This window comes from Brevundimonas sp. M1A4_2e, from assembly GCF_053345555.1.
In genome coordinates this window covers 448,113-469,985 of the sequence record NZ_JBKFAI010000002.1, presented here as the reverse complement: position 1 = coordinate 469,985, position 21,873 = coordinate 448,113, and the positions used below count along the sequence as shown (strand labels likewise).

Below are 21,873 nucleotides of genomic sequence, written 5' to 3'. Positions count from 1 at the left end.
TCGGAGTTGGGCATGCGGCACGAGAAGGCGGGATTGTTGTTAGAGCTCGCCCGCCGCCTCGCCGCGAGCGCGGAGGGCATGACGCTCGACGAGATGGCGGCTGAGCTCGATATTAGTCGCCGCACCGCAGAGCGCATGCGAGACGCCTTGTGGTCGCTCTTTCCACAAATGGAGGAGCTTCCCGAGGGCGTCGTCAAACGCTTCCGCATCCCCAAGGGCCTCGACGGCTTCTTTCAGGCGCCGACTACGGAAGAGCTGGTGGAGCTGTCTCGAGCCATCCATACGCTCAAAGACAGCGGTCACCCGCGGCGCGCGGCGACACTCGCTGCCCTCGACCAAAAAGTCCGAGCCGCCCTGAAAACAGAGGCGCTTCGTCGCCTCACGCCGGATGTCGAAGCCTTGGCGCGCGCCGAACTAACGGGCGTGCGCGCCGGTCCCCGCCCCCACGAGGATCTGACCCTCATTGCTGCGATCCGCCAGGCCATCATGGGCCTGTCCCTCATCAGCTTTCGCTATATGGGCGGCTCGAAAGCTGGCAGCCGCCGCAAGGTGGTTCCCTACGGCCTATTGTTCGATCGCATGAACTATCTCGTCGCGGCGGAACCAGGCCAGGACAAGCCCCGCAGCTGGCGGCTCGACCGGATCGTCGACCTCGAAGTGCTCGATGAAGCCGGAGGCGCGCCGGAAGACTTCTCAATTTCCGACTTCGCCGCCCAGTCCTTCGGGGTCTTCCACGACAAGCAAGAGGACGTGGTTCTTAGGGTGATGCCCGAAGCCGCTGAAGACGGCCGTCGCTGGCGCTTCCACCCCTATCAAACCATCACCGAACAAGAGGATGGCTCCGTTATCGTCTCTTTCCGAGCCAGCGGCATGATGGAGTTGGCATGGCACCTCTTCACCTGGCGTGACACCATCGAGATCATCGCGCCCGAGAGGCTCAAACAGGTCATGGTCGAAGAGCTCCAAACCTCTCTTGCCCGCCACCAACGACCGATAACGTCGTAATTCGCCGCTAGAGCTGGCCCTATGAAACCTTTGCTCTCGGCCTCGCGGCTCAACAACTTCCAAGCTTGCCCCCACCACGCCGCCCTTTGGCTGGCCGGAGAGAAGCCCCCGGAACGCGCTGAGGACACTTTGACCCTCGTGCGCAGCAAGGGCTTCGATCATGAAGCTAAGGTGCTCGCCGATCTCACCGAACGCCATGGAGATGTCTTTGAAGTCACAACGTCTGGGTCGCTCGAGGAGCGAACGGCCCAGACCCTGGAGGCCATGCGTCAAGGCGCGCCGCTCATTTATCAAGCGGCGTTTGCGGATGAGCGCTGGGTCGGCTTTCCCGACTTCTTGGTTCGCACGGGCCAAGGACCGGACGGACGTTGGCAGTACGATCCAGAGGACGCCAAACTCGCCAAGAAGGCCAAGGCCGACCACGTCGTCCAGCTCGGCGTCTATGCAGCGCTTCTAGAGCCCGTAACCGGCGCCTACCCTCGCCGCGGCGTCATTCACGTCTCAGCACCGGAACCTGCAGTCTTTGATCTGAACCAGACGCGCTATATCACCCAAAGACTGATGCGAGGTTTTGAAGCCTTCGCCGACCAGGCGCAGCGCGATACCCGGCCCGTGAAGGCCTCGGCCTGTGGCCAATGCGACTTTGCTGAGCGCTGCACGGCCGAATGGCGTAGCGCTGACAGCCCCGTCTTCGTCGCCAATATCAGGGGCGACCAGATCATCAAGCTTGAGAAGGCCGGCGTAACGACCCTGACGGAGCTCGCCGCCCTGCCCGCTGAGCAAAAGATCCCAGGGATCGGCGATGAGACCCTCGCCAAGCTGACAGCGCAAGCACGCCTGCAGAAGCGCGCCGAGGAAACCCAAGAACACTCAGTCGAAGTGTTGCCGCCCGCCCCGGCTCGTGGCTTCGCCTTGCTACCCCCGCCGGCCGAGGGCGATCTTTTCTACGATATCGAGGGCGACCCTCTGTATCCGGAACGGCTGGAGTACCTTCACGGCCTATGGGGTCCGCTCGGCGAAAAGGGAGAAGACAGCTTCGTCGAGATCTGGGCCCATGACCATGAAGAGGAGAAGGTCGCGTTCGAGCGCCTCATCGACCTCTTCACCGCGCATTTGGAGCGCTATCCCCAAGCGCGGATCTATCACTATGCGGCCTATGAACAGACCGCGCTGAAGCGCCTAGCCATGCGCTATGCCACCCGCGAAGCCGAGCTGGACCACATGTTGCGTACCCACAGGTTCGTGGACCTCTATCAGGTGGCGCGCCAGGGGATCCGTGCGTCAACGGAGAGTTACTCGCTCAAGGCCCTGGAAAAGATCTACTGGGGCAAACGAGCTGGCGAAGTGACCAACGCCGGCGACAGCATCATCGAATACGAGCGTTGGCGCGAAACTCAGGACCCCGCCATCCTTGAGGCCATCGCCCGCTATAATGAGGATGACTGCGTCTCGACCGCCAAGCTGCGCGACTGGCTGGAGACCCTGCGTCCTGAAGGCGCCGTCTATGGACTTGCGGAAGATGAGACGCCGGAAGACCGAGAACGCGCTGAAAAACGCGAAGCCTTTGAAGCCGATCGCAACGCGCTTGCGGCTCGCGTTCGCGCACAGAGCGCTCTCGAGCCCGAAATCCGCGAATTGATCGCGGAGCTTCTATGGTTCCACCAGCGCGCGCAGAAGCCTCAGCTCTGGGCCATGTTCGACCGTCAGGCTTGGACCGACGAAGAGCTGGTGGACGACGCCGAAAGCCTCGGAAAGCTGACGCTGCTCAAGCTTGAGCCCGACAAGCGCTCCTACCTCGCGACCTACGCCTTCCCGCCTCAGGACACTAAGCTCAAACCGGACGACACCCCGAAGTTCGCCATCGACCTCGAGCGCGCCGCATCGATCGTCGAGATTGATCCCAAGGCAGGGCGCGTCGTGCTTCGTCGCGGCATGACCGCTGGCGACTTCCCTGCCGCCTGCTCGCTCATCCCCGGAACCATCATCAACCAGAAACCGCTGGTCGAGGCCCTGATGGCCTTTGCGACACGTATGGCGGACGGGATCTTCGAATATGACCAGGCCACGCTCGACTTCCTGAGGCGCCGTACGCCTCGCCTGAAGGATACCGCCACGGGCGACGCCGTGATCCGCAGCGACGAGAACCTCGTTGACGGCGTCACGCGCTCCGTGCGGAATCTCGATGAGAGCACCTTGCTCATCCAGGGTCCGCCAGGCACGGGCAAGACCTATACGACATCGCACGCCATTGTCAGCTTGCTAGAGGAGGGCAAGCGGGTCGCCGTCTCCTCCAACTCCCATAAGGCCATCAACAACCTGCTCGCCGCGATCTCAAAGCGCGCCGCAGAGCGTGGCGTACGCTTCAACGGCGCCAAGAAAGGCACGAGGGACAAGCCCGAGACCTTTTTTGAAGATCCGGGTTTCACGACCGTCCTGAAGTCGGAAGAGGTGGATGAAGGGGGATACGATTTGGTGGGCGCCACCGCGTTCCACTTCGCGACCGACGGCTGCAACGCATTCGACTATCTGTTCGTCGATGAAGCGGGCCAGGTGTCCTTGGGCAACCTTATAGCCATGGCCGGCTGCGCCAAGAATCTAGTCCTCGTCGGCGACCAAATGCAGCTGCCCCAACCGGTGCAGGGCGTGCATCCCGGCGACACAGGCCTGTCGACCCTCGACTATGCGCTGCGAGACCAGGCGACCGTGCCGCCTGAACGCGGCGTCCTGCTAGACGTTTCGTGGCGCATGCATCCGGCGGTCTGCAGCTTCATTTCCGACGCCATTTACGACGGCCGACTGAAGGCCCACCCTCAAACTGCGGCTCGTTGCCTGGAGCTAGACGCAAGCTCGCCATTGAAACCGGCTGGCATTGTGCAAATCGCCCTCGACCATGAAGGATCCACCCAAAGCGCGATCGAAGAAGCGCGCGAAGTCGCCCGCCTCCTACAAGACCTTCTGCAGACCTCGTGGAACAACGGCTCTGAAAGCCGTCGCCTGAGCCTCGACGACGTCCTCGTCGTGAGCCCCTTCAACATGCAGGTCGATCTCCTGCGCAGGTCCCTGCCAAAGGGGGCTCGTGTCGGCACCGTGGACAAGTTCCAAGGTCAGGAGGCGCCGGTGGTGATCATCTCCATGGCCACCTCCTTTGGCGGCGACGCGCCAAGAGGGACAGAGTTCCTCTTCAACCGTAACCGCCTCAATGTCGCGATCAGCCGGGCCAAGTCCCTCGCGGTCGTCGTTCACTCCGAACGATTGATGGACCTGCCCTCGCCTAGCCTTGAGGACCTGCCGCGGCTGGACCTCTTCGCTCGCATCGAGAACGCGAGCCGCGAAGCGGCCTAGTCGCCGCCCTTTGATATCATCGCGTCTTAAGCGCCCATGGAGCGCGGCTTAAGACGCGGTCTTCATCAAAAGAGAACCGGACAACGGCTAAGGTTGCACTCGAGCATGCAATGCATCGAGGGGGCCATGACAAACGCTCAGGTGAAATCGCCGACCGCTTCTGATTTTTCCATCCTCAAGGATAAGCAAAGGAGCGTCCGCGACGCTTTTCCCGAGGCGCTAGGCCTTCGCGTTCATCGCGCGCTGAGCTGGCTCGGACGTGCTGAACGTGAGACGGACGACTCCGATGTACGTTTCATCCTCTACTGGGTCGGTTTCAACGCTGCCTATGCGGGGGATTTGCACGTTGAGCTCAGCAGCGAACGCGGCGCCTTCGCCGCCTATTTCAACGCCCTCATCAGTCTGGATCGGGATCACCGGATCTATAATTCTGTCTGGGAGCGGTTCCCTCACGAGATCCGGCTTCTGCTCAACAACCGCTATGTCTTCTCACCGTTCTGGAACCACCAGAACGGGATAGAGGGCTACGAGGACTGGCAAGATCGTCTCGCGCTCAGCCAAAAGGCGGTCGCGACCGCCATGGCGCAACGCAACACGCCGCGCATCCTGTCGCTCATGTTTGACCGGCTCTACGTGCTGCGCAATCAGCTCGTTCACGGCGGAGCGACCTGGAATAGCGGCGTCAACCGAGACCAGGTTCGCGACGGCGCTGCCGTCATGGCCAGCCTGCTGCCGATCTTCATCGACATCATGATGGACAATCCAACCCGCGACTGGGGGCAGCCCTTCTATCCCGTGGTGAGTTAGGTCCGCGCCTCTTCCGTAGGTCTACGGGTTCACGCTTTGACGTCGTTCGGGTTCGATTCCCTCGAACGAGGAGATGCGCCATGACGACCGCGAACCGGCCATTGCAGCGGACCATCAAGAAGACCCAGTTGCGCCAAATGATTCCGTTGGCGGATAGCACCATTTGGGAGATGGAGCGCCGCGGCGAGTTCCCCAAACGCTTCCTGCTGACCCCGCGATGCGTCGTATGGGACCTAGCGGAGATTGAAGCCTGGCTGGCGTCGCGGCGGCGGCGACCGATCCGCCCTACGCCGCCTCCCGATGTGCGCAAACGCATCTCCCGCCCGGTCAGAGACGCGGATCGAAACGGGGTCCTTCCGTTTCAGGGATAGAGAGCGCGGGCGTCCATGAACGGCCGGCCTCCCAGGCGTCGACCGCGTTCGACCATTCTTGCGCCATGTGCCGTCTCTGCGCCTCGAACTCCGCCTTGTTGTAGACCCCGCGTGACGAGCGCTCCTCATGGGCCAGGCACTTCTCGATCCAGTCCGAGTTGAAGCCCATCTCGTGCAGCAGCGTTGAAGCCGTCCGCCGCAGGTCGTGAACGGTGAAGGTCTCCAGCGGCAGTTCCTGCTCGCGGGCGCGTTGGACAATGGCCGTGGTCACCCGGTTGAAGGTCGCCCGTGACATGGGTGCATCGGCGTCATAGCGGGACGGCAGGATGTAACGGGAGTTTCCGGAGCAGGTCTTCAGGGCGACCAGGATGTCGAGCATCTGGGTCGACAGATAGACGTTGTGGGGGCGCGACCGCTTCATCCGTTCCTTAGGGATGGACCAGACCGCGTTCTCGAAATCGACCTCGTCCCAGGTCCCATCCTGCAGCTCGCTCTTGCGGACCATGCTCAGCAGGATGAACTTCAGACCCAGACGGATCGTCGGAAGGGTCGCGACCTCCCCTAGCAGCCCGAGCATGATCCGGATCTCGGACGGCGACAGCGACCGGTCACGGGGACGAAAGCGCGCGATCGCTGCCGGCGCCACCCCGTCGGCCGGATTGTCGATCTTCTCGCCATGGAGAATGGCCCAGGCGTAGATCTGCTTGACGATGTCCCGGACGTGGATGGCCGTGGCGGGAGCGCCCCTGTCCACGATCGACTTGCAGTGCGCGCGCAGGTCGTCCGGCGTGATCTCGGTCAGCAGCCGGTTGCGCCATTGCGGCAGGACCTCCCGGTTGAAGATGGACCGCCGCATGTTTCGCGTGCTGTCCGCCATGGGTGCGTCGTCCATCCACTTCTGCGCCACATGGGCGAAGTCGCGGGCCTCCTTGAGCCGTCTTTTGGCGCGCTGCTTTTCCAGAGCCGGAGACACCCCTTCCGCGATCATCCGCTTGGCTTCGATGAGCTTCTCCCGAGCCCTGGCGAGCGACAAACCGGTCAGCCCGTATGACCCGAAAGTGACCGTCTCGCGCCGCCCGTTGAAGCGGTAGTCGTACTTGAACGCGATGCCTCCTGACGGTGTTACGAGCACGTACAGACCATCCCTGTCGGTCTTTTTATATGCTTTTGATTTTCCTCGCGTATTCCTCAGCTCTGCGTCGGTAAGCATGCCATTTCCCCTTCCAAAAGACCGTCAGGCGTTTTCGGGGTCCTCCACGGCGATTTTTCGTAAACAATTCAAAATCTTGTTTCGAAGAAAAGACCGTCAGAACGCCCTTAATGGGGTGACGGTATGAATCAGGGGCGGCTGAGGCAACGGACACGAGACCGTCAGGAAAGCCGTCATCACAAAAAAGAGACCCTCCGAAAGGCTTCGAAGGGTCTCGTAAAAATTCACTTTTACGTCAGTGACTTAACGGCATCTTCTCGAGCGATCTCGAAAGGTGCCGAAAGGCCTGAATTATTCCCACTCGATCGTGCCGGGCGGCTTGGACGTCACGTCGTAGACGACGCGGTTGACGCCGCGGACTTCGTTGATGATGCGCGTGGCGGTCTTGGCCAGGACGTCCCAGGGGAACTGGTAGAAGTCGGCTGTCATGCCGTCGGTCGAGGTGACGGCGCGCAGGGCCAGCACCTTTTCATAGGTGCGGGCGTCGCCCTGGACGCCGACGGTCTTGACCGGCAGCAGCACGGCGAACGCCTGCCAGATGTCGTCGTACAGGCCCGCCTTGCGGATTTCGTCCAGATAGATGGCGTCCGCGTCCTGGAGCGTGGCGACGGCCTCCGGCGTGATCTCGCCGGGGATGCGGATGGCCAGGCCCGGTCCGGGGAAGGGATGGCGGCCGACGAAGGCGTCCGTCAGGCCCAGCTCGCGGCCAAGCGCCCGCACCTCGTCCTTGAACAGTTCGCGCAGAGGTTCGACCAGCTTCAGCTTCATGAAGTCCGGCAGGCCGCCGACGTTGTGGTGGCTCTTGATGACGTGCGACGGGCCGCCGGTCGGGGACACGCTCTCGATCACGTCGGGATAGAGGGTGCCTTGGGCCAGGAAGGCGGCGCCTTCGATCTTGTGCGCCTCGCGGTCGAACACCTCGATGAAGATGCGGCCGATGGTCTTGCGCTTGGTCTCCGGGTCGGAAATTCCGGCCAGTTCGCCGAGAAATTCCTTCGACGCATCAACGTGCACCAGCGGGATGTTGTAGTGCTCGCGAAACAGGGTCGTGACCTGATCGGCCTCGCCCTTGCGCATCAGGCCGGTGTCGACGAAGACGCAGGTCAGCTGATCGCCGATGGCCTCGTGGACCAGCACGGCGGCGACCGATGAATCGACCCCGCCCGACAGGCCGCAGATGACCTTGGCGTCGCCGACCTGTTCGCGGATCTTGGCGATCTGCTCGTCGCGATAGGCGGCCATGGTCCAGTCGCCGGTCAGGCCCGCCACGCCGTGGGTGAAGTTCTTCAGCAGCTGGGCGCCGCGCGGGGTGTGCACCACCTCGGGGTGGAACTGCACGCCGTAGATCTTGCGCGTCTCATCGGCGATGGCGGCGAAGGGCGCGCCTTCCGAGGTGGCGATGACGTGGAAGCCTTCCGGCAGGGCCGTCACGCGGTCGCCGTGGCTCATCCACACCGGCTCGCGATGGTCGACGGCGCCGATACCGGCGAACAGGGGGCTTTCGCGGGTGATGACGATCTCGGCGCGGCCGAACTCGGCGTGGTGGCCGCTCTCGACCTTGCCGCCCAGCTCGGCGCAGATCAGTTGCTCGCCATAGCAGATGCCCAGGATCGGCGCGCCGTAGTCAAACACGGCGCGGTCGACGCGCGGACTGTCGGCGTCGGTCGTGGAGTTGGGGCCGCCCGACAGGATGATGGCCTGCGGCTGCATCGCCGCCAGGGCCTCGCCCGCCTTGTTGAAGGGATGGATTTCGCAATAGACGCCGGCCTCGCGCAGGCGACGCGCGATCAGCTGCGTCACCTGGCTGCCGAAATCGACGATGAGCACCTTCTGGTGTTGGGTCGGCTGGGTCATGAGGTCGAATCCGGGGCGAGCGATTGCGCGAGGGTTTGGCCTTGCAGGGCCGGAATTTCAAGGGCCGAGAGGCCCTGATCCGCGAGCACCGCGATCAGGCCGTCCAGCGCCCGGGCCAGGTTCTCATCCACCAGATGCAGGGTCGAGGTCCAGTCGTGCAGGCCCGTCAGTTCGGCCTTGCCGTCCGACACCCCGCGCAGCGCGACCAGCGGCAAGCCGAAGCTTTGGGCCGCGCGCACCAGCGCCCACGTCTCCATGTCCACCATCTCGGCGTCGATGGCGTCATAGGCTGCGCCCGAGACGACGTTGCCGCCCGTCGACAGGCGCGCGCTCGGCACGCCCGGAATGGGGCACGGCAGCGGCAGAACGGCGGGCAGATCGAGCAGCGGCGTCACGCCCTTCTCAAACCCCAACGGACTGGCGTCCATGTCGCGATAGGCCACGGACGACGCCTGATAGACGGCCGCATGATCCAGCACGCGTGACCCGCACGAGCCCAGCGACAGGATCAGGTCCGGCGCCTCTCCCCTCGCCTCTAGCCGCGCCAGCGCCGCCGTCAGCGCCACCGCCCCCTCGACCGGGCCGATGCCGGTCATCAGCGGGTCGATGCGGGCGCGCAGGTGCTCGCCATATTCCGCAGGCGCCGCCATCACGGGCAGGACCGTGACGGCGCCGTAGCGTTCCAGCCTCATGAAGCGCGCTCATAAAGGGCGATGAAGAAGCCGTCCGTGCCGGTGGCGGCGGGCGACAGGCGCAGGCGGTTGCCTTGCGCCAGCGCGGTCAGGCGTTCGCGCCCCGCCTCGGTCAAATCCGCGCTATGCGCCGCATCGGCGATGGGGACGGGCTTGAAGTCCGCGTGCGCGGCCTCGAAGGCGGCGGCTGTGGCCTCGTTCTCCGCGCCCAGCACCGAGCAGGTGACATAGGCCAAACGCCCGCCCGGCCGCACCAGCTTGGTCGCCTGCCCCAGTATCCGCAGTTGCAGCGCATGCAGGCGCGCGACTTCCTCGGCCGTCAGGCGCCAGCTGTCCTCCGGCCGGCGCCGCCAGGCGCCCGAGCCCGAGCAGGGCGCGTCGACGAACACCACGTCGGCCTGAGCGTTCAGATCCTCGACCCCGCCGCCGTTCGTGCCCAGCAGGCGCAGATCGGCCTCGACGCCCGCGCGGGCCAGACGCGGCTTCACATTGTCCAGGCGTTTGGCCGAGACGTCGCAGGCGATCAGCGACCCCTGCCCCTGCATGGCCTGCACCAGACCCAGCGTCTTGCCGCCGCCGCCCGCGCAATAGTCCACCACCGTCGCGCCGGGGAAGGCGCCGGACAGCCAGCCCACCACCTGACTGGCCTCGTCCTGAATCTCGAAATGGCCGTTCTGGAAGCCGTCCAGCGGCTGCACGTTCGGCGCCGGCTCAGCGTCCAGCCGCAGGCCCCAGCCCGACAGTTCGGTGCGCTGGGGCGATAGGCCCGCGCCGCGCAGCTCGGCCTCGACCTCCTCCATCGTAGCCCGCAGACCGTTGACCCGCAGGTCCACCGGCGCGCGACCGCTCAGGGCCTCGACCTCTTCACGCCAGCGGTCGCCGTGGACCGCCTTTAGGTCCGCCGTCACGAAGTCCGGCAGGGCTACCTCGGCCAGATCGGCCGCGTCCTCGTGCGCCATGATGCGGCCGCGCTCGTGCTTGGACAGCGGGCGTGGGCCATAGCCCTCGCCGTTGTAGAGGCCTTCGATCTCCTCCAGCGTCGCACCGTCCAGCAGCGACAGGGCGCCCACGATCAGGGCGCGTCCGTCCTGACGCCCGCCCATGAAGGCCGACAGGCGGCCGCGCGCGCGCAGCACCTGATAGACGCGTTCGGCGATGGCGCGGCGGTCGCCCGAACCGGCATAGCGGTTCTGCTGGCTCCAGGCCTTGAGCACGGCGTCGGCGGGCTGGCGGCCCTGCGAAATGCTGTCGATGATGGCGGCGGCGGCGGCCAGGCGGGCGGCTGGGGTCAAATCAGACTCGGATGAAAAGGGCCAGAAGGCACAGCGCCAGTCCCGCAAGCGAGACCAGCCACACCAGCGACCGGATATAGGGAACGCCCAGGGCGTACAGCGGGATATAGGCGACGCGCGCCCAGAAGTAGAGGCCTGCGCCCCACGCCGTCAGCGCGCCGGTCCGATCCGCCATCTGGGCGATCAGCACGGCGCCGATGAACAGCGGCAGGGTCTCGAACAGATTGGTCTGGGCCCGCTCCAGACGGCCGACGACGGGGCTCTTGGCTGCGGGCGTTTCGTCCCGCGCCCCGGCGTTCCACGACAGGCCGAACTCGCGCGTTCGGGCGAAGGCGGGCAGGAAGATCTGCACCAGGGCCAGCACCAGCGTCGCCGCCAGATAGGTGAGTTCAGTGGTCACGCTCTTCTCCTGTGTCGCTAGCCCAAAACAAAACCGCTCCCGACCGGGGCCGGGAGCGGATCAGGTCAGCCCTGACGATAGTTCGGCGCCTCGCGCGTGATCATCACGTCGTGGACGTGGCTTTCACGAAGGCCCGCATTGGTGATGCGGACGAAGCGCGCGCGCTCCTGGAAGTCCGCGATGGTGGCGCCGCCGACATAACCCATCGAAGCGCGCAGCCCCCCGACCAGCTGGTGCACCACCGGGGCGATCGGCCCCTTGTAAGGGGTCTGGCCCTCGATGCCCTCGGGGACCAGCTTCTCGGACGAGACTTCCTTCTGGAAGTAGCGGTCGGCCGAGCCGCGCGCCATGGCGCCCACCGAGCCCATGCCGCGATACGACTTGTAGGACCGGCCCTGGTACAGGAAGACCTCGCCGGGGCTTTCGTCGGTGCCTGCGAACATCGAGCCCATCATGGCGACATTGGCGCCCGCCGCGATGGCCTTGGCCAGATCGCCCGAGAACTTGATGCCGCCGTCGGCGATGACCGAAGCGCCCGTGCCTTGCGCCGCGCGGGCGGCGTCGACGATGGCCGTCAGCTGCGGCACGCCCACGCCCGCGACGATGCGGGTGGTGCAGATGCTGCCCGGCCCGATGCCGACCTTCACCGCATCGGCGCCCGCGTCGATCAGGGCGCGCGTGGCGTCATAGGTGGCGACGTTGCCGGCGATGATCTGGACGCGGTTGTTCTCGCGCTTGATGCGCTCGACCACCTGGGCGACCGAGGCCGAGTGGCCGTGGGCGGTGTCGATCACCACCACGTCGGCGCCCGCATCGGCCAGCGCCATGGCGCGCTCGAACCCGGCGTCGCCGACGGTCGAGGCGGCGCCGACGCGCAGGCGGCCCTGCTCGTCCTTGCAGGCGTTGGGGAAGGCCTGGGCCTTCTGGATGTCCTTCATGGTGATCAGGCCGACGGCGCGATAGGCGTCGTCCACCACGATGACCCGCTCGATCTTGCGCGTGCGCAGCAGTTCGCGCGCCGCCTCGCGCCCGGCCGAGCCTTCGCGCAGGGTGATCAGCTCGCCGGTGGTCATCAGATCGGCGGCCTTGAGGTTCAGGTCCGTCTCGAAGCGCATGTCGCGGTTGGTCAGCATCCCGACCAGCTTGCCGCTCTTGGGATCGACCACGGGGAAGCCGGTGATCTTCTTGCGTTCAACGATCTGCAGCACTTCGCCCAGCGTCGTGTCGGGGGCGACCGTGACCGGGTTCACCACCATGCCGCTTTCATAGCGTTTGACGGCGCGGACCTCTTCGGCCTGCTCGTCGATGGTCATGTTCCGGTGCAGCACGCCCAGGCCGCCCGCCTGCGCCATGGCGATCGCCAGGCGGCTTTCCGTCACCGTGTCCATGGCGGACGACAGCAGCGGGATGTTCAATCTGATTTCGCGCGTCAGCTGGGTCGAGACATCGACATCAGCGGGCATGACCTCGGACGGACCGGGTTCGAGCAAAACGTCATCGAAGGTTAGGCCTTCGCGTATCTCCATTTGGAGCCTCCATTTTGCGGGCCGCGTATAGCCCCCGTTGGCGGGGAACCGCAACCCCAAGCCCGCGCTATCGTCCATATAAGAGGAATTGCCTTGAAACGGGCGGCGAAGGGACGCATTGCGCGATAATGGTTCGCATCTTGATCAACACGGCGCGGGAGCTGGCTCTCAAGATTGCGAGCTACGGCGCCATGCACCTGATCGTGGCGATCCTGGTGGCCTTCGCCCTGACGCGCGACTGGCGGCTGGCGCTGGCGGTCGGGGTGGTCGAGCCGATCTTCCAGACCATCGCCTATTCGATCCACGACCGCGTCTGGCACCGGGTCGAGCGCCGCAAGATGCTGTCCGGGGTGGAAGAGACGGTCGAGGCCTTCACCGCCCGTCTGGAGCTGATGGACGCGCACGAGCAGAACCGCGCCCACAACCACCACGGCCACGGACACAGCCACGCCCTGCCCCGCAACCTGAAGCAGGTGGCGTTGAAAACCGTCACCTACGGAGTCATGCACTTCGCCGTCGCGGTGCTGGTGGCCTTCGCCCTGACGCGCGACATCCGCATCGCCCTGGCCATCGGCACGATCGAGCCTCTGGTGCAGACGGTCTTCTTCACCCTGCACGACCGCCTGTGGACACGCGCCGAAGCGAAAAAAGCCGCCCGGCGCGCTGCGGCCGAGGCGGAAGGCGCGTCGGCCTAGCGCTTGTTCAGCGCCACCAGGAAGACCTCGGCGCTGCCCTTTCGGCTCGACTCCGGCTTCACGTATTTCACCGTCTCGAACTCTTCGCGCAGGCGCGTCAGCACCCCGCCGGCGTCGCCGCCCTGGAAGTTCTTCGACACGAAGTTCCCGCCCGGCCTCAGCGTGCGGATGGCGAAATCGGCCGCGATCTCGATCAGGGCGATGATCTTCAGGTGGTCCGTCTGGCGGTGGCCGATGGTGTTGTGCGCCATGTCAGACAGCACCAGGTCCGGCGGCCCGCCGATGGCGTCCAGCATCTGCTGATCCACCCCCGGATCGGTGAAGTCGGCCTGAATCAGCGTCGCGCCCGGAATCGGCTCGATCATCAGCAGGTCCACGCCCGCCACCGCCGCCGCGCCGCGATCCAGCGCCACCTGCACCCAGCCGCCCGGCGCCGCGCCCAGGTCGATGACCCGCGAGCCGCGCTTGATCAGCCGATACCTGTCGTCGATCTCCATCAGCTTGAAGGCGGCGCGGCTGCGCCAGCCCTCTGCGCGGGCGCGCTCGGACCACTGGTCCGACAGTTGACGCTTGATCCACGCCTGGCTGGACAGCGTCTTCTTGTCGGCTGTCTTGATCTTCTGGCCGACCTTGCGGCCGGCCGCCGTGCCGCCCGTGGGCAGGCGCACCATGCGGCGGCGTTCCTGCGGCTTGTCGGCGGGCTTTTCGTCTTCACTCATGCTTCCCACATAGCCCTGACGGCGTTCAGCCGCTATGACCCGCGCACAATTCCGGCTCGCATAACCTCAAGGAGCGCCCGATGGCCGACCAAACCCTGACCTTCACCCTGGACACCGGCGACGGCGAAGACCGTAACGTCGTCATCAAGCTGCGCGACGATCTGGCGCCGAACCACGTCAAGCAGATCACCGACCTGGCCAAGGAAGGCTTCTACGACGGCGTGGTCTTCCACCGCGTGATTCCGGGCTTCATGGCCCAGGGCGGCGACCCGACGGGCACCGGCACCTCGGGTTCGTCCAAGCCGAACCTGAAGCAGGAATTCTCGAAAGAGCCCCACGTTCGCGGCGTCTGCTCGATGGCCCGCACCGCCAATCCGGACAGCGCCAACTCGCAGTTCTTCATCTGCTTCGACGACGCCCGCTTCCTGGACGGCCAGTACACCGTCTGGGGCGAAGTGATCGAAGGCATGGAACACGTCGACGCCCTGCCCAAGGGCGAGCCCCCGCGCGCGCCGGGCAAGATCGTCAAGGCGACCGTCGCCTGATCATAAATCTCCTCCCCACGGCGTGGGGAGGGGGACCACAAAGTGGTGGAGGGGCTTGCGACAGCGGAACCGGGCAGCCCCTCCGTCACGGCGCTACGCGCCGCGCCACCTCCCCATGAAATGGGGAGGAGAAGATCAGTCCCCCGCCCACCACCGCATCGACACCCCGTCGAAGGTCCGGTCCCCGACCTTCAGCCGTCCTTTCAGGACCACGCCCTGATCGCCCAGGTTGCGCCGCGCCGTCGCCAGCGCGCCCTGGTCCAGCGCTCCTTCGAACGACACCGCGCCCAGCTCGCGCGACGACGCCTCAAACCGCACCCGGTCCTCGGTCACGTCATAGGCCGTCGGAATCAACCGCGTGCGCCGCGCCTTATCGCCCGTCTCGAACTCCATCATGATCGGCGCGAACCCCGCCGTGCGCTGACCGTCGCGCCAGGCCATGAAGTCGGGAACCTGCCCTATGAACAGGTGATGCAGCCGCCAGTCGCCGACCTGCACCACCGTCGTGGGGATGTAGTAACCGGACACGTCCTCGGGCAGGTCGTGCTTGAACGCCGTCGCCGAGGGAGCCTTGTCAGGCACGGCGCCCCGATCACAGGCCGCGACCGTCAGGGCCAGGGCCCCCGCCAGCAGAATCGACAACGCCCTCATGGCAGACGCAGCAGGGTCGACAGCCAGCCCATGTCCTGAAGATGCTCGACCGACTCGAACAGCGGCACGGCCAGCAGGAAGACCAGACCGTCACGCAAGGTCGTCAGGAAGAACTGCGGCCGCACCTCCAGGCTGTCGGCGTCGCGCCATTTGGAGAAGTCCGGCCCGAAACGCGGCGTCCGCGCGCAATAGTCCGCATAGGTCTGGCCGAAGGCGCCCGCCAGCCAGGCCTCCTCGCGCTTCACCGTGGCGTAGAAGACCGCCACCGTCAGCAGCAGGAAGACGGTCGCCAGCGTCACGCTGCCCGTCTGCGCGCCCACGCCGAACGCCCCCATGAAGCTGAAGACATACAGCGGGTTGCGGCTGATCGAATAGGGTCCGCGATCCACGATCTCGGCCTTCTTGCGTCCGCCGATATAGAGGGAGCACCAGGCGCGCCCGACGATGCAGACGACGATCAGGCCCAGGCCGAACGCCTCCACCCCCTCGTGCAGCATGGTCTCGCCGCCGATGGACCGGCTGACGAAGGCCAGCCCGACCACGCCGATCAATCCGACCAGCAGCGCCGCCTTGCGCAGTTTCTGCACCCGTTGAAGGTCAAACCCTTGCGTCGCCGACATCACTGTATTCCTCGACTGCTGAGGCTGCGACAGAACGCCGCTCTGACGGCGGATTCAAGGCCTATCTTTGCAAGTGTTTTGCGACAGCCGTCACTGATCCAGCCACCGGTCCAGCGCCCGGAAGCCGGCGATGGCCAGCTCGGTCGAGTCCTGGAACACCGCCGGGTTGATCTTCTCGAAGTCGTCGCTGGGGCGGTGATAGTCCGGGTGATAGTTCACCCCAAAATAGAGGAACGGCAGCCCCGCGCGGTGGAAGGCGGCGTGATCCGACGCCTCGACCCAGTTGTCGGCGCCCTCATCCTGAGGCGTGTCCTTGCCGAAGGCCAACGCCACGTTCGGACGCGCCGCCACCTGATCCAGCACCGGGCGGAAATAGGGATGCTGATACGTCCCCGTCACCCACAGCTTGCCGTCGCTGTCGGCCCGCGCCGTCATGTCGAAGTTCAGGTTCATCGCGATGGCGTGCAGCGGCACCGGCGGCGCCTCGACGAAATGCTTGGCGCCCAGCAGGCCTCGCTCCTCGCCGTCCAGAGCCACGATCAGCACGCTGTGTTCGGGCGGGTTGGCCTTCAGCCGTCTGGCCAGCTCCAGCATGGTCGCCACGCCCGAGGCGTTGTCGTCCGCCCCGTTGAAGATCTGGCCGTCGTTGACGCCCACATGGTCATAGTGGGCGGTCACGACGATGTATTTGTCGCCCACCCGCGTGCCGGGGATCACGCCGATGATGTTGGTCCCGCTGAAGGTCTTGGTCCCTTCGCGCGTCCGCCCCTGCATCTCCCACGGCTGCAGCCGCCCCATCGGCGAGGGCTGGACGCCCAGCGCCTCCAACCGCCCGACGATGTAGGCGCGCGCCTTGGCCCCGCCCTCCGAACCGGTGTCGCGCCCCTGCATGTCGTCGGCCGACAGGATGCGCAGGTCCTCCATCAACTGGGCGTAATCGACCGAGGGCGACGCCGCGACCGCAGGCGTCTCGACCACAGGCGCGGTCGTCGTCTCACAGGCGGCCAGCGTCAGGGCGGCGGCGATCACGGACAGGCTGGCGAGGACAGGACGCATGGAGGGCTCCGGCAGGAATCTTTGAGGCGCGACGCTAGCGGCCCCGGGCCGCTGCGTCAGATTACGTTTCTGTCATGGCGGCGGCAGGGTGATAAGGAACCCCTTCCGCCTTTGCCGACTTCCTGCGATTCTCATGTCCGATCTCTTCCCGCCTGTCGAAACCCTGACCGAAGCCCGGGCGCGCGAGGAACTGGACCGCCTGTCGGCTGAACTGGCGCGTCACGACGCCCTCTACTACGCCAACGCCGCGCCCGAGATTTCCGACGCCGACTATGACGACCTGAAGCGCCGCGCCCTGGCCATCGAAGCCGCCTTCCCGGCCCTCTCTAGCCCCGTCTCCCCGTCCCAGCGCGTCGGCGCCCCCGTCTCGACCCAGTTCGCCGAGGTCCGCCACGGCGTGCCCATGCTGTCGCTGGACAACGCCTTCGACGACGGCGAGGTGCGTGACTTCGTGGCCCGCATCGCGCGCTTCCTGAAGCTGCCGGGCGATGAGCCGATCGCCTTCGTCGCCGAGCCCAAGATCGACGGCTTGTCCGCCAGCCTGCGCTACGAAAAGGGCGTTCTGGTTCAGGGCGCCACGCGCGGCGACGGCAAGACCGGCGAGGACGTGACCGCCAATCTGCGCACCATCGCCGCCATTCCCCAGACCCTGGCCGGCTCCGGCTGGCCCGACGTGATCGAGATCCGCGGCGAGGTCTACGCCCCCAACGCCGCCTTCGACGCCTTCAACGCGGCGGCCGAGGCTGAGGGCCGCCGCACCTACGCTAACCCCCGCAACTTCGCCGCCGGGTCGCTGCGTCAGAAAGACCCCAAGATCACGGCCCTGCGCCCCCTAACCTTCTTCGCCTACGCCTGGGGCGAGACCTCCGCACCCTTCGCCGAGACGCAACACGGCGCGCTGGAGGCCTTCCGCAGCTGGGGCTTTCAGGTCAACGACCGCTCGGCCCGCGTCGAGGGCGCCGAAGGCCTGATCGGCGTCTATCAGGCGCTGGAGGCCGACCGCAGCCGCCTCGGTTACGACATCGACGGCGTGGTCTATAAGGTCGACCGGCTGGACTGGCAGCAGCGCCTCGGCTTCATCGCCCGCAGTCCCCGCTGGGCCATCGCTCACAAATTCCCGGCGCAACAGGCGACGACCGTTCTGGAAGGCATCGACATTCAGGTCGGCCGCACCGGCTCCCTGACCCCCGTCGCCCGCCTGCATCCCGTCACTGTCGGCGGCGTCGTGGTCCGCAACGCCACCCTGCACAACGAGGACGAGATCGCCCGCAAGGACGTGCGCATCGGCGACACCGTCGTCCTGCAACGCGCCGGCGACGTCATCCCCCAGATCGTCGGCGTGGTCGAAACCCTGCGCCCCGACGGCGCCGTCCCTTACGTCTTCCCCACCGTCTGCCCCGTCTGCGGCTCCGAAGCCGTGCGCGAGGGGGACGAGGTCAAGCGCCGCTGCACCGGCGGCCTGATCTGCGACGCCCAGATCGTCGAGCGCCTCAAGCACTTCGTCAGCCGCCGCGCCTTCGACATCGAGGGCCTCGGCGAAAAGCAGCTGATTGCCTTCCACGCGCGCGGCTGGATCAAGGAGCCCGCCGACATCTTCCGCCTCGCCCGCGACGAGCAGAAGCTGGCCCTGCTGCGCGCCGAAGACGGCTATGGCGAGACCAGCGTCGGCAACCTGATCGCCGGGATCGACGCGCGCCGCGTCATCAGCCTGGACCGCCTGATCTTCGGCCTGGGCGTGCGAGAGATCGGCGAACAGACCTCGCTCGTCCTGGCCCGCGCCTTCGGCAGCTGGACCGCCTTCCAGGGCGCCTGCATGGCCGCCGCCGATGGCCTGGCCAGCGACGACTGGAAGACGCTGGCCGCGACCCACGCCATTTCGCCCCGCGTCCTGGGCCTGATGGCTGACGCCCGCCCCGCCGCCGACGATCCCTGGCCCGAAGCGCCGATGGATCAGAAGATCGCCCTCGCCTTCCCCGGCATGGCCGCCCCCGCCCGCCGCTCGCTGGCGGAAATCTCGGACGGCTGGAGCGACCTCACCCGCTGGGCCGCCGTCGCGCGCAACGAAGGCCCGTCCGAAATGCTGAACCAGATCGCCGGCGTCTCCGGCGTCGGCCCGGTCGCCGCCGAGGCCCTGGCCCACTTCTTCCACGAGCCGCACAACCTCCAGGTCGTCGACGCCCTGCTGGCCGAGCTCGAGCGCGTCGAGGACGTGGCCGCCCCCACGACCGACAGCCCGGTGGCGGGCAAGACCGTGGTCTTCACCGGCTCGCTGGAACGCTTCACCCGCGACGAAGCGAAGGCCCGCGCCGAGAGCCTCGGCGCCAAGGTCTCGGGCTCGGTGTCCAAGAAAACCGACTACGTCGTCGCCGGACCCGGCGCCGGGTCCAAGCTGAAGGACGCCGAAAAACACGGCGTCGCCGTCCTGACCGAGGACGAGTGGCTGGCGCTGATCGGCGGCTGACGCTTTCCTCCCCATGGAATGGGGAGGAGAACGCGCGCGAAGAAATCTTGACCTGAGGTCATGTAATCCTTTGGCGAACTTCAAGATTTCGGCCTTGTTTCCGTCCGAAACCCGGATCACCCTCCGGCCAAGGGATCGGCTCAACGATCCGTCAGAAGGAAAACGCCGATGAAGACCTCCGTCCTGACGGCGCTCGCCGTCGCCGCCGCCGCCCTCGCTTCTCCCGCGCTCGCCAGCGACCCGACCGGCCTGTGGCAGACCCCGACCAATGGCGGCCAGGTGCGCATCGAGCGCTGCGGCCAGGCCCTGTGCGGCACGCTCGTCACCTCCAGCCACATCCGCGCCGATCCGAACGCCCGCGACGCTCGCAACAAGGACGCCTCCCTGCGCGACCGTCCCTTACGCGGCCTGCGGATGCTGTCGGGCTTCACCGGCGGCCCGACCGAGTGGCGCGGCGGCAGCGTCTACAATCCCGAGGACGGCGGGACCTATCGCGGGACCATCACCCTGACCAACGACAATACGCTGCGCCTGCGCGGCTGCATCGTCGCCCCGCTGTGCAAGACCCAGACCTGGACCCGCGTCCAGTAATCGAGGCGCACAGGCCAACGAAAAACGTCTCCCCCGCGATCGCGAGGGAGGCGTCTTCATATCCACGCTTGCGCGCTCGCCTTACAGCGGCGCCGTCTGCGCCTTCAGCCACTCCAGCGCCGCCTCGTCCTTCTGCACGCCCTCAGCCAGCAGAGGCCCGACCTTGGCCAGAACCTCGGCATGATAGGCGTCGACATAGGCCCGCTCGTCCGCCGTCAGCAGCGCTGTGTCGATCAGCTTGCGATCCAGCGGAGCCAGCGTCAGCTGCTCGAAGCCGTGCATCGGCCGCTCGCCGCCCGGAACCTGCGTCGGCTCCGTGACGACCTGCAGCGTCTCGATGCGGATGCCCCACTTGCCCTCACGGTAATAGCCCGGCTCGTTCGACAGGATCATCCCGGTCAGCAGCGGCTGGTCGGTGCCCCAGCCGGCGATGCGCTGCGGCCCTTCGTGGACGCCCAGATACGACCCCACCCCGTGCCCTGTGCCGTGATCGAAGTCGAAGCCCGCATTCCACAGCGGCTGGCGCGCGATGGCGTCCAGCTGACGCCCGCTGGTCCCGGCGGGGAAGCGGATCACCGCCATGGCGATATGGCCCTTCAGCACCAGGGTGAACATCCGGCGCTGATCGGCCGCGCCCTCGCCGATGGCCATGGTGCGGGTCACGTCCGTGGTCCCGTCCAGATACTGGCCGCCGCCGTCCACCAGCAGCAGCGAGCCCGTCTCCATCGGCCGAATCTTGGCCCCGACCGGCTTGTAGTGCGGCAGGGCGCCGTTCGGCCCGACCCCGGCGATGGTGTCGAACGACAGGTCCTTCAGCATGCCGGTCGCCTCGCGGAAGCCTTCCAGCGCCTCGACCACCGCCCGCTCGTCGGGCAGTTCCTTCTGCGCGACCGTATCGACCCAATGCAGGAAGCGGGTCAGGGCCGCGCCGTCGCGGATGTGCGCCTGACGGGCGCCCTCGATCTCGACGGCGTTCTTGCAGGCGCGCGGCAGGGCGCAGGGGTCCATGCCGCGCACGATTTCGGCGCCCGCCGCTTCCAGCCGGTCGAAATACCAGGCCGACGACACGGCCGGGTCGATCAGCACCTTGCGCCCCGACAGGGCGTCCAGCGCGCCCGGCAGCGCCTCGGGCGCCTCCAGCGTCACGGCGTCGCCCAGCCAGCCGGGCAGTTCGTTGGTCACCTTGGCGGGATCGAGGAAGACGCTGGCGGTCCCGTCCGCCTTCACCACCGCCTGGCCCAGCGGCAGCGGCGTGCGGATCACGTCGCCGCCGCGAATGTTGAACAGCCAGGCCAGCGACGACGGCGCCGTCAGCACGGCGGCCTCGGCCCCGGCATCACGGATGGCCTTGCCGATGCGGGCGCGCTTGGACGCGGCGTCTTCGCCGGAATAGTGATCCTCGTGCGGGACTACCGGCGCCTGCGGCTGGGCCGGGCGAGCGTCGCCCCAGGCCAGATCGATCGGATTGGCCTTGACCGCCTTCAGCGTCGCCCCGGCCTTCTCGACCGCGCGTTTCAGCGTCGCCAGCGCATCGGGGCTGTGCAGCCGCGGATCATAGCCGATTACCGACCCCGCCGGCACAGCCGCCAGCCAGTCGGCCAGCGCATTCAGCGGCTGCCGCTCGAACAGGGCCTCGTCCGTTTGGGCCTTGGCCTGCACCGTATAGCGGCCGTCGACGAAGACCGCCGCCTTGTCCATCAGCACCACGCCCGCCCCGGCCGAGCCGGTAAAGCCGCTGACCCAGGCCAGCCGCTCATTGGCGTCGGGCAGATATTCGTTCTGATGCTCGTCCTCGTGCGGGACCAACAGGCCGTCGAGGCCCTGCTTGGCCATCTCCGCGCGGAGCAGAGGCAGGTGCTTGGCCCCGAAGGACGGATCGGTGGTTTCGTCGAATGTCTGGCGCATGAAGCCCATATACTCTCCCTGCAGCGTTTGAGGAGAGGCAAGACATTCTCCCTCCTCGCCCCGGGGAGGGTGGCTGAGCCAAAGGCGAGGCCGGGTGGGGGCGGCAAGGCTATTCGAGCGCCGAGGCCAGG

General features: G+C 66.5%; 19 protein-coding genes. 8 read left to right on the top strand and 11 right to left on the bottom strand.

The window, feature by feature from the left end:
* Positions 1-12 precede the first annotated feature (12 nt).
* From ACLBV5_RS06870 to ACLBV5_RS06855, 4 genes are all read left to right on the top strand, one after another.
* Complete coding sequence (locus ACLBV5_RS06870) at positions 13-1,005, top strand: helix-turn-helix transcriptional regulator (RefSeq protein WP_447605198.1); 993 nt, start codon at positions 13-15, stop codon at positions 1,003-1,005.
* A 21-nt stretch (positions 1,006-1,026) separates the two neighbouring features.
* Positions 1,027-4,347: a TM0106 family RecB-like putative nuclease gene (locus ACLBV5_RS06865; RefSeq protein WP_447605197.1), complete on the top strand. Its 3,321-nt coding sequence runs from the start codon at positions 1,027-1,029 to the stop codon at positions 4,345-4,347.
* 126 nt (positions 4,348-4,473) lie between these two features.
* Positions 4,474-5,154: a hypothetical protein gene (locus tag ACLBV5_RS06860; protein WP_447605196.1), complete on the top strand. Its 681-nt coding sequence runs from the start codon at positions 4,474-4,476 to the stop codon at positions 5,152-5,154.
* 80 nt (positions 5,155-5,234) lie between these two features.
* The gene (locus ACLBV5_RS06855) at positions 5,235-5,525 is read left to right on the top strand and encodes a helix-turn-helix transcriptional regulator (RefSeq protein ID WP_447605195.1); all 291 of its coding nucleotides are present in this window, start codon (positions 5,235-5,237) and stop codon (positions 5,523-5,525) included.
* Here ACLBV5_RS06855 and ACLBV5_RS06850 read toward each other — a convergent pair.
* The 6 genes from ACLBV5_RS06850 to guaB form a co-directional block, all read right to left on the bottom strand.
* A complete protein-coding gene (locus tag ACLBV5_RS06850; protein WP_447605194.1) occupies positions 5,482-6,735 on the bottom strand; it encodes a tyrosine-type recombinase/integrase in 1,254 nt (417 codons plus the stop codon). The genes ACLBV5_RS06855 and ACLBV5_RS06850 overlap by 44 nt on opposite strands.
* Positions 6,736-7,026: 291 nt before the next feature.
* A complete protein-coding gene (guaA, locus tag ACLBV5_RS06845) occupies positions 7,027-8,589 on the bottom strand; it encodes a glutamine-hydrolyzing GMP synthase (protein WP_447605193.1) in 1,563 nt (520 codons plus the stop codon).
* Complete coding sequence (locus tag ACLBV5_RS06840; protein WP_134581305.1) at positions 8,586-9,281, bottom strand: 5'-methylthioadenosine/S-adenosylhomocysteine nucleosidase; 696 nt, start codon at positions 9,279-9,281, stop codon at positions 8,586-8,588. Before ACLBV5_RS06840 ends, guaA begins: the two co-directional genes overlap by 4 nt.
* Positions 9,278-10,573 (bottom strand): RsmB/NOP family class I SAM-dependent RNA methyltransferase, encoded by a 1,296-nt coding sequence (locus ACLBV5_RS06835; protein WP_447605192.1) that lies wholly within the window; start codon positions 10,571-10,573, stop codon positions 9,278-9,280. Before ACLBV5_RS06835 ends, ACLBV5_RS06840 begins: the two co-directional genes overlap by 4 nt.
* A gap of 1 nt (position 10,574) precedes the next feature.
* On the bottom strand, positions 10,575-10,973 hold the full coding sequence (locus tag ACLBV5_RS06830; protein ID WP_134581307.1) for an MAPEG family protein: 399 nt from the start codon (positions 10,971-10,973) through the stop codon (positions 10,575-10,577).
* Between the two features lie 65 nt (positions 10,974-11,038).
* Complete coding sequence (gene guaB, locus ACLBV5_RS06825; RefSeq protein ID WP_253122408.1) at positions 11,039-12,499, bottom strand: IMP dehydrogenase; 1,461 nt, start codon at positions 12,497-12,499, stop codon at positions 11,039-11,041.
* A gap of 128 nt (positions 12,500-12,627) precedes the next feature.
* Here guaB and ACLBV5_RS06820 point away from each other — a divergent pair, with 128 nt between their 5' ends.
* Positions 12,628-13,194 (top strand): DUF2061 domain-containing protein, encoded by a 567-nt coding sequence (locus ACLBV5_RS06820; protein WP_447605191.1) that lies wholly within the window; start codon positions 12,628-12,630, stop codon positions 13,192-13,194.
* Here ACLBV5_RS06820 and ACLBV5_RS06815 read toward each other — a convergent pair.
* A complete protein-coding gene (locus ACLBV5_RS06815) occupies positions 13,191-13,913 on the bottom strand; it encodes an RlmE family RNA methyltransferase (protein ID WP_303692477.1) in 723 nt (240 codons plus the stop codon). The two genes, ACLBV5_RS06820 and ACLBV5_RS06815, sit on opposite strands and share 4 nt — an antisense overlap.
* 80 nt (positions 13,914-13,993) lie before the next feature.
* Between ACLBV5_RS06815 and ACLBV5_RS06810 the strand changes: the two genes are divergently transcribed.
* Positions 13,994-14,458, top strand: coding sequence for a peptidylprolyl isomerase (locus ACLBV5_RS06810; protein WP_003167307.1), 465 nt, complete (start codon positions 13,994-13,996; stop codon positions 14,456-14,458).
* A gap of 135 nt (positions 14,459-14,593) precedes the next feature.
* On the opposite strand, the gene ACLBV5_RS06805 is transcribed toward ACLBV5_RS06810, so the two are convergent.
* From ACLBV5_RS06805 to ACLBV5_RS06795, 3 genes are all read right to left on the bottom strand, one after another.
* Complete coding sequence (locus ACLBV5_RS06805; protein WP_029972565.1) at positions 14,594-15,109, bottom strand: hypothetical protein; 516 nt, start codon at positions 15,107-15,109, stop codon at positions 14,594-14,596.
* A complete protein-coding gene (locus ACLBV5_RS06800) occupies positions 15,106-15,729 on the bottom strand; it encodes a methyltransferase family protein (RefSeq protein WP_447605190.1) in 624 nt (207 codons plus the stop codon). The genes ACLBV5_RS06805 and ACLBV5_RS06800 overlap by 4 nt, the downstream gene beginning before the upstream one ends.
* A gap of 90 nt (positions 15,730-15,819) precedes the next feature.
* Positions 15,820-16,785, bottom strand: a complete 966-nt coding sequence (locus ACLBV5_RS06795; protein WP_134581310.1) for a M20/M25/M40 family metallo-hydrolase — start codon at positions 16,783-16,785, stop codon at positions 15,820-15,822.
* Positions 16,786-16,918: 133 nt separating this feature from the next.
* Here ACLBV5_RS06795 and ligA point away from each other — a divergent pair, with 133 nt between their 5' ends.
* Both ligA and ACLBV5_RS06785 read left to right on the top strand, forming a co-directional pair.
* Positions 16,919-19,246, top strand: a complete 2,328-nt coding sequence (gene ligA, locus ACLBV5_RS06790) for an NAD-dependent DNA ligase LigA (RefSeq protein ID WP_447605189.1) — start codon at positions 16,919-16,921, stop codon at positions 19,244-19,246.
* A 168-nt stretch (positions 19,247-19,414) separates the two neighbouring features.
* Positions 19,415-19,837, top strand: coding sequence for a DUF2147 domain-containing protein (locus ACLBV5_RS06785; protein WP_278069334.1), 423 nt, complete (start codon positions 19,415-19,417; stop codon positions 19,835-19,837).
* An 81-nt stretch (positions 19,838-19,918) separates the two neighbouring features.
* On the opposite strand, the gene ACLBV5_RS06780 is transcribed toward ACLBV5_RS06785, so the two are convergent.
* Positions 19,919-21,742 carry an aminopeptidase P family protein gene (locus tag ACLBV5_RS06780; RefSeq protein ID WP_447605188.1) on the bottom strand — a complete coding sequence of 608 codons (1,824 nt, stop codon included), beginning with the start codon at positions 21,740-21,742 and terminating at the stop codon, positions 19,919-19,921.
* Positions 21,743-21,873: the final 131 nt, after the last annotated feature.

Coding starts and splice junctions, on each gene's coding strand:
- ACLBV5_RS06870 (WP_447605198.1), top strand. CDS start 13: ATGCGGCACGAGAAGGCGGGATTGTTGTTAGAGCTCGCCCGCCGCCTC.
- ACLBV5_RS06865 (WP_447605197.1), top strand. CDS start 1,027: ATGAAACCTTTGCTCTCGGCCTCGCGGCTCAACAACTTCCAAGCTTGC.
- ACLBV5_RS06860 (WP_447605196.1), top strand. CDS start 4,474: ATGACAAACGCTCAGGTGAAATCGCCGACCGCTTCTGATTTTTCCATC.
- ACLBV5_RS06855 (WP_447605195.1), top strand. CDS start 5,235: ATGACGACCGCGAACCGGCCATTGCAGCGGACCATCAAGAAGACCCAG.
- ACLBV5_RS06850 (WP_447605194.1), bottom strand. CDS start 6,735: ATGCTTACCGACGCAGAGCTGAGGAATACGCGAGGAAAATCAAAAGCA.
- guaA (WP_447605193.1), bottom strand. CDS start 8,589: ATGACCCAGCCGACCCAACACCAGAAGGTGCTCATCGTCGATTTCGGC.
- ACLBV5_RS06840 (WP_134581305.1), bottom strand. CDS start 9,281: ATGAGGCTGGAACGCTACGGCGCCGTCACGGTCCTGCCCGTGATGGCG.
- guaB (WP_253122408.1), bottom strand. CDS start 12,499: ATGGAGATACGCGAAGGCCTAACCTTCGATGACGTTTTGCTCGAACCC.
- ACLBV5_RS06820 (WP_447605191.1), top strand. CDS start 12,628: ATGGTTCGCATCTTGATCAACACGGCGCGGGAGCTGGCTCTCAAGATT.
- ACLBV5_RS06815 (WP_303692477.1), bottom strand. CDS start 13,913: ATGAGTGAAGACGAAAAGCCCGCCGACAAGCCGCAGGAACGCCGCCGC.
- ACLBV5_RS06810 (WP_003167307.1), top strand. CDS start 13,994: ATGGCCGACCAAACCCTGACCTTCACCCTGGACACCGGCGACGGCGAA.
- ACLBV5_RS06805 (WP_029972565.1), bottom strand. CDS start 15,109: ATGAGGGCGTTGTCGATTCTGCTGGCGGGGGCCCTGGCCCTGACGGTC.
- ACLBV5_RS06800 (WP_447605190.1), bottom strand. CDS start 15,729: ATGTCGGCGACGCAAGGGTTTGACCTTCAACGGGTGCAGAAACTGCGC.
- ACLBV5_RS06795 (WP_134581310.1), bottom strand. CDS start 16,785: ATGCGTCCTGTCCTCGCCAGCCTGTCCGTGATCGCCGCCGCCCTGACG.
- ligA (WP_447605189.1), top strand. CDS start 16,919: ATGTCCGATCTCTTCCCGCCTGTCGAAACCCTGACCGAAGCCCGGGCG.
- ACLBV5_RS06785 (WP_278069334.1), top strand. CDS start 19,415: ATGAAGACCTCCGTCCTGACGGCGCTCGCCGTCGCCGCCGCCGCCCTC.
- ACLBV5_RS06780 (WP_447605188.1), bottom strand. CDS start 21,742: ATGCGCCAGACATTCGACGAAACCACCGATCCGTCCTTCGGGGCCAAG.